This window comes from Shewanella hafniensis (assembly GCF_019655335.1).
GTDB classification, from domain to species: Bacteria; Pseudomonadota; Gammaproteobacteria; order Enterobacterales; family Shewanellaceae; genus Shewanella; species Shewanella hafniensis.
Genome location: NZ_BPFD01000164.1, coordinates 1 through 1954, shown reverse-complemented (window position 1 = coordinate 1954; position 1954 = coordinate 1). Strand labels below are relative to the sequence as shown.

The 1954-nt window shown below is 48.4% G+C and carries 2 protein-coding genes; both read left to right on the top strand.

What is annotated here, in order from left to right:
• Positions 1–352 precede the first annotated feature (352 nt).
• Positions 353–1216 carry a tyrosine-type recombinase/integrase gene (locus K5Q99_RS21665; RefSeq protein WP_220778106.1) on the top strand — a complete coding sequence of 288 codons (864 nt, stop codon included), beginning with the start codon at positions 353–355 and terminating at the stop codon, positions 1214–1216.
• On the top strand, positions 1195–1954 hold a 760-nt coding region (locus K5Q99_RS21660), incomplete at its 3' end, for an IS91 family transposase (protein ID WP_220778105.1). The genes K5Q99_RS21665 and K5Q99_RS21660, both read left to right, overlap by 22 nt.

The window sequence follows — 1954 nt, the reverse complement described above, 5'->3', positions numbered from 1 at the left end:
ATACAGTCGTATTTAAATTTAGGTGTTTTGGTATGATTTTCAGACAAAATCAGTGCGCACTAATTCCATTCGAAATAAATAAAACTCTTTAAAATCAGGTAAATATAGTAACTGAATTTTAGTTAATAGATTTGGAAAACGCGCATGCGCGTTTTTCCAGATGGTGTATTTTATAAAAAGCTGATAACTTCTGCATAAACAGATAGTTAACTGTGCGCGTTTTTACTGGTCTAATGAGGTAAACGCGCATGCGCACTAATAAAATGTTGAACTAAGCCGCTGCGCGGAGCCCAAAGCGAATCACTGTTCCACACTTACTCCTAGGGATAATCCCTCACCTAGGAGGTCTACCATGTCATCACTTCTGCAACAATTCCATGATGAGATTAGTTTACGTGGTTACTCGGCCCGTACACGCAGTGCTTATCTGCGTGCCATCACCCAACTGCAGCACTATGCAAACCAACCGCTCGATGACATTACGGATGAGCAGCTTACGGCTTATTTCCGTTACTTAAATCTTGAGCGACATCATTCCAGAGCCACCTTAAAGTTACAGCTTAATGGCATTCATTTTTTCTATGAACATGTCCTAGGGCGCGATTTTACGGTTCAGTTGAGTTTACCGAAACGTCCACACAAGCTGCCGCAATTGCTTAGTTGCCAAGATATCGCGGCACTGCTGTACCACTGTCAAAACCTGAAACAACGCGCCATGGTGGCGCTGTGTTATGGTTGTGGTTTGCGTGTAAGTGAGTTAACCCATATTAAGGTTGCTGATATCGATGGGCAGCGGCAGTTGCTCAAAGTGTGTCAAGGCAAGGGGGCCTGCGACCGATGGGTGATACTCTCACCGACTTTACTCACCCTGTTGCGTCAGTATTGGCAAGCGTATCATCCCGTCGAATGGTTGTTTGCCTCGACCTATCATGATGTGGTTTATCCGCTGCATGAGTCGACCTTTCGTAAAGCGTTAGCGAAGGCGGCCTGCTTAGCGAGTATCACTAAGCCATGCAGTCCACACAGCCTAAGGCATGCTTATGCAACCCATCAATTACAAGCGGGTATGCCACTTCATCAATTACAGGCCCAACTTGGTCATCACAGTATAAAGTCTACCGAGCGCTACTTGCATTGGTCGCCGGAATTAGGTCATCAAGGCTGTGACTTGCTAGCAAGTCTTGGGGGGATGCCATGGCAACCTTCTACCATTTAAGCGATATCCTTCATCAGCACTTAGCCCACTACCAACAGCAGCATAAACTGACCGAACAGCAAGCCTTAGTCTGCCAGCATATTCAGCAGTGTCGCACGCAAACCTTAGGCATACAGCACTGGCGTTGTGATACTTGCCAGTATGAGCAGCAGGTGTTTTGCTCCTGTGGTGACCGGCATTGCCCTCGTTGTCAGGGAAGGCAGACGCAAGCGTGGATTGCTACGCAGCAGGCGCAAGTCTTGCCTTGTCGCTATTTCCATTTGGTCTTTACCTTACCCCACGAGTTGAACATCTTGGCGCACTACGCTGCCAAGCCGTTATACAGCGCCCTGTTTGAGTCTGTGTGGCAGACGCTTGCGCAGTTTGGTATGAAGCGAAAACACCTTCAGGGTCAATTGGGTTGCACTATGGTGCTGCACACGTGGGGGCAAACCTTGAGTCAGCATATTCACTTGCATTGCTTAATCCCGGGTGGGGTGCTGACGTCAGCGGGAGATTGGCATAGCGTGAAAACGGATTATCTGTTTCCGGTGAAAGCCTTGTCCACCGTGTATCGGGCCAAGTTATTACGGGCGCTGCGACAACATGAGCTGGCTATCCCTGCGGCTGACACCTTAATGGCAAAACCGTGGTGTGTTTACAGCAAAGCGTGTCTGAGCCGCGCCGAAACCGTGGTGGAATACCTCGGGCGTTATACCCGTAAAGGCATGCTGCATGAATCAAGAATTGCCGACGTCA

Excerpts from the sequence above, each read along its gene's own strand:
- K5Q99_RS21665 (WP_220778106.1), top strand. The coding sequence starts at position 353 with ATGTCATCACTTCTGCAACAATTCCATGATGAGATTAGTTTACGTGGT.